Source organism: Pseudomonas sp. B3(2017) (assembly GCF_002113595.1).
Classification (GTDB): Bacteria; Pseudomonadota; Gammaproteobacteria; order Pseudomonadales; family Pseudomonadaceae; genus Aquipseudomonas; species Aquipseudomonas ekonensis.
The window spans coordinates 1-3,763 of sequence record NZ_NEIU01000043.1 but is presented as its reverse complement, the minus strand read 5'-3'; the positions used below and the strand labels follow the sequence as shown (position 1 = coordinate 3,763).

Below are 3,763 nucleotides of genomic sequence, written 5' to 3'. Positions count from 1 at the left end.
GCAGGAACTCACCGACTACAGCGGCGAGATCATGTGGTCGGCCAAGTACCGCGCCTACGGCAACCTCGCCGCCCTCGACGTGGCCGAAATCGACAACCCGCTGCGCTTCCAGGGCCAATACTTCGACGCGGAGACAGGCCTACACTACAACCGGCATCGCTACTACAATCCGGGGACTGGACGCTTCCTGACGCCGGACCCGATCAAGCTGGCGGGTGGGTTGAACAACTACCAGTACGTGCCTAACCCTACGGGGTGGGTGGATCCGTTGGGGTTGAGTAGCAACAACTGCCCTGGAAAGAAGATTGACACAAGTGATTATCAGACCCGAAAGGAATTAAGGTCTGATATCTACGACGCGAAACGTCCGGAAGGCCGCCATGCAACAAAACACACCAATGCTCAATCAGCAGAGCAAGCGCGGTCAATGAGCCTCGGCAAAGGAACTAAGGACGGAAAGCCTGAAGCATCTTACTTGCCAGACATTGCAAACAATGTGAGTGGTTTTGAAAAGCAAGCTGCATATGCTGCAGTGCGTGATGGAAACGTTTTTGACCATGGCGGCTCGAGATATATGTTTTATCGCTCAGAAACCCCGGTTGGCTACAATAACGGCGAATTAACAAACTGGGTCAGAATTGAATTGACCAAGGCTGGCGAACCCGTTATACATAGCTTCCCTGCGTCTCCTGAACAGGTTCAAAAATACATGGGGAAAACAAAATAGCATGAGCAATAAATTAGAATACGAACTCCATCCGCTTCGAGTCCCAAGCGGCTGGACAATCACAATCAATAATCTATTTGAAGTTGAGCTTACCCCTAGCACTGCCGAATGGTTTAGCAGCTCTGTCTTACTAGGTGGAGTCCGACGTTCAACTGGACATTGCTTCGACTCCCGAGTTGAACCTGAAGGTGATCCAAATGGGGAATTTGTAATCGACTTCCTGACAATCAGGTACGACAACAAAGGAAAGCCTCTAAAAAACTCTGAAGAATCTCTAGGGGAATTTAGAACAAAAAACAAAGCTGAATTCATCAGCAAAATTGAGTCCTTTATGTTAGATACTCAAACTGTAAATTTAAAATAAGTAATGGAGGTGAATTGGTTCTGAATACTTGAAGAAACAATCTGCCTCCATTTCGTTACCGCAGCTACATCTACGAATCGGGCACCTTCCGCCCGCTCGCGATGCTCGACGGCGAAGGCCCGCTCCGGGCCACGCCGTTCTACTACCAGCTCGACCACCTCGGCACCCAGCAGGAACTCACCGACTACAGCGGCGAGATCACGTGGTCGGCCAAGTACCGCGCCTACGGCAACCTCGCCGCCCTCGACGTGGCCGAAATCGACAACCCCCTGCGCTTCCAGGGCCAGTACTTCGACGCGGAGACAGGCCTACACTACAACCGCCATCGCTACTACAATCCGGGGACTGGACGGTTCCTGACGCCGGATCCGATCAAGCTGGCGGGTGGGTTGAATAACTACCAGTACGTGCCTAACCCTACGGGATGGGTGGATCCACTAGGATTGGACAACTGCCCTGGAGCAGATTGTAAACCCCCGAACAATACCGCAAATGCGACCAAGCCTGATCGCATCCCGATGACGCAATCTAAATATGATGAGATTATTAATTTAGAACGAGGCGATCGGCCTGGGAGTGCGCGTGAGTACTTGCCGGAGCAGTATGTGGACCTTCACGAAGAGGCTTTTAGACAACAAGGTGGCTCATTTGTTGTTATTGATCAGTGGATTGAGCGATCCTCCTATCCGACGTTACCCCTAGAAAATTTGTAGGCCTACCGTCCGAAATGGACAGTGTAGTTGCAAAATACAAAGCAAGTGGTGGAGACTGGGAGGTTCTAAACCGAGAGCTAAATCTGGGTTCGAACGACCTTTCGTCAGCTACAATTTATCTAGTAAAAATTAAACCTGATGACCCACGATTCAAATACGAAATACCTAACGGGAACGAAGCCGGTGCTTACCCTAAAGAATGGGTTCCTGGTGGCGAGACCAAGAGCGGCACCAAAGAGGCAGCGCTCATCAGCTCCGAGACAATCGATCACGGTGCCGACATGAAGAAACTTTTAAGCCAATTTGATGATTGGGAACAACTCCAATGACAACCAATTTTGAAACAGCCTTAAATAAAAATGAGTTTCCCGATTATTTTAGAGGAAATGGCGAATACTTCACACGAGACCCTGACTGGGGAACCCAGTTGCATATAATAAATTGGCAGGGGCTATGTGGTTATTTTAAAACATTGGATAACTCGACAGAGATATTGAAGGGGGCGTTTAGCGTCTACTTAAACTCGGTTGAGCTTACTAAAAATGACGCTAATGATCTGTTTGAGAACATTGGATGCTACTATTACCTGCGAAATAAGCATCCTTTTTTGTCGAAGCATGGATTCGACCTTGTGCGAAATGCCGCTGATAGTGAAAAACAGAAAATCTCGCTCGTCATGGCATTCCTAAGAAAGACTGTCGTAACCGACAACAACCCACAAGACATAGAGCTTTATAATCGTCGCATGAGCAAACTCATTGACGACGGTGGCCCAGCCAACATCGATAATCTTTAATTTATCTTTGACGACGGAGCCCATCAGCTTATTCCGCATTGATGGGCGGGTCACCTCCCGTGAACAAGGTGCACGTGGTGCGCATTTGCTGAGCCTCCGAAACCAGTCAATCCGACTTCATCTACGTGCAGAATGTCACTTTTATCCGGAGAAATGGCTGTGCTAACCGAGCTGCAGGCCCGTACAGCGCTCAAAGAATTAATTGAGAAATATCTCAAGGACAAATCTCTCGACTTCGACCGCCTAATCGAAATTGTTCAGAATCCTTCGCGACAAGTACCGATCAAAGGGGTGTTGGAAGATATTCGCCGCCACAACAAAATTGAGTACACGCTAGAAGAGCTTCAACTGTTCGACAACCTTCTATATATGTATGGGTAATTTGCTTGCTACTAATAACCGGAGACCCAAAAAAGAAGACGCCATGAATACCCCCTAAGCTTGACGACAAGCCAATATCGCGGCATGAAATGCATAGTCAGAGACAGACCTCGCAGCAATGATCGCTTGATGCTCGATGGTGTGCTTTGGGTGCTCTGCTCAGGCGAGATATGCCTGAGCGAAACAATAACTTTACTACCACCAGGAACGACTCCATGAGATTCACCTCAGAAAACGAAACAGTTAATCAACATCACATTGGATACCGAAGCCTTGGCTTCGGCGAACCAACAGACCTAAAAACAAAACAATACGAACTAATTATCGAGCTTAACAAACTGCCAAGCAGCTTCATAGAACACGCCAACACATTCATCCAACAATGCAGGCTTGACGATACTGAACAAGGCTTCTCTGACATCCAGGAACTACAAACTTTGCAGTATCCCGAGTTTTACGAGCTAACGAAAAAATCTCCAACCCTATCCGCATCCTTAATAAAGGACTACCTTTACTTCGACCTGCTTTTTGCACTATTCCCGCAAACTGAAAACCTAAAGCTTGTGATAAGCAATATAACGAGCATCCAAGTAAGTGATACCAGATTAAAAATAACAGGCGAAACCTTTCCTTTCAAATAAACACCAACACTAAAAATTTTTACCAGCCATAGTAAAACCCACCACGCTCGACTACCGCCACCTGCCCGGCGGCCAGCTCAGCGGCATCGACCTCAACGGCTCGCGCCTGACCCGCCACCAGTTCAGCGCCGGCCGCGAACA

Annotated in this window: 6 protein-coding genes and 1 pseudogene; all 7 read left to right on the top strand. The window is 48.2% G+C overall.

Going from position 1 to position 3,763, the window contains the following annotated elements; translation table 11 throughout:
* A partial coding sequence (locus tag CAG33_RS28885; protein ID WP_256576762.1) for an RHS repeat-associated core domain-containing protein occupies positions 1–727 on the top strand: 727 nt, incomplete at its 5' end.
* A gap of 1 nt (position 728) precedes the next feature.
* A complete protein-coding gene (locus CAG33_RS28440; protein WP_139833055.1) occupies positions 729–1,091 on the top strand; it encodes a hypothetical protein in 363 nt (120 codons plus the stop codon).
* A 53-nt stretch (positions 1,092–1,144) separates the two neighbouring features.
* Positions 1,145–1,570, top strand: a pseudogene (locus CAG33_RS28695) (RHS repeat-associated core domain-containing protein); the annotation flags it as partial.
* Between the two features lie 248 nt (positions 1,571–1,818).
* The gene (locus tag CAG33_RS28690) at positions 1,819–2,133 is read left to right on the top strand and encodes a hypothetical protein (protein WP_218189709.1); all 315 of its coding nucleotides are present in this window, start codon (positions 1,819–1,821) and stop codon (positions 2,131–2,133) included.
* On the top strand, positions 2,130–2,600 hold the full coding sequence (locus CAG33_RS27970) for a hypothetical protein (protein ID WP_085641282.1): 471 nt from the start codon (positions 2,130–2,132) through the stop codon (positions 2,598–2,600). The genes CAG33_RS28690 and CAG33_RS27970 overlap by 4 nt, the downstream gene beginning before the upstream one ends.
* 159 nt (positions 2,601–2,759) lie before the next feature.
* On the top strand, positions 2,760–2,981 hold the full coding sequence (locus tag CAG33_RS27965) for a hypothetical protein (protein ID WP_085586765.1): 222 nt from the start codon (positions 2,760–2,762) through the stop codon (positions 2,979–2,981).
* Between the two features lie 215 nt (positions 2,982–3,196).
* The gene (locus CAG33_RS28635) at positions 3,197–3,622 is read left to right on the top strand and encodes a hypothetical protein (protein ID WP_085586759.1); all 426 of its coding nucleotides are present in this window, start codon (positions 3,197–3,199) and stop codon (positions 3,620–3,622) included.
* Positions 3,623–3,763 lie beyond the last annotated feature (141 nt).

Excerpts from the sequence above, each read along its gene's own strand:
- CAG33_RS27970 (WP_085641282.1), top strand. The coding sequence starts at position 2,130 with ATGACAACCAATTTTGAAACAGCCTTAAATAAAAATGAGTTTCCCGAT.
- CAG33_RS28690 (WP_218189709.1), top strand. The coding sequence starts at position 1,819 with ATGGACAGTGTAGTTGCAAAATACAAAGCAAGTGGTGGAGACTGGGAG.
- CAG33_RS28440 (WP_139833055.1), top strand. The coding sequence starts at position 729 with ATGAGCAATAAATTAGAATACGAACTCCATCCGCTTCGAGTCCCAAGC.
- CAG33_RS28635 (WP_085586759.1), top strand. The coding sequence starts at position 3,197 with ATGAGATTCACCTCAGAAAACGAAACAGTTAATCAACATCACATTGGA.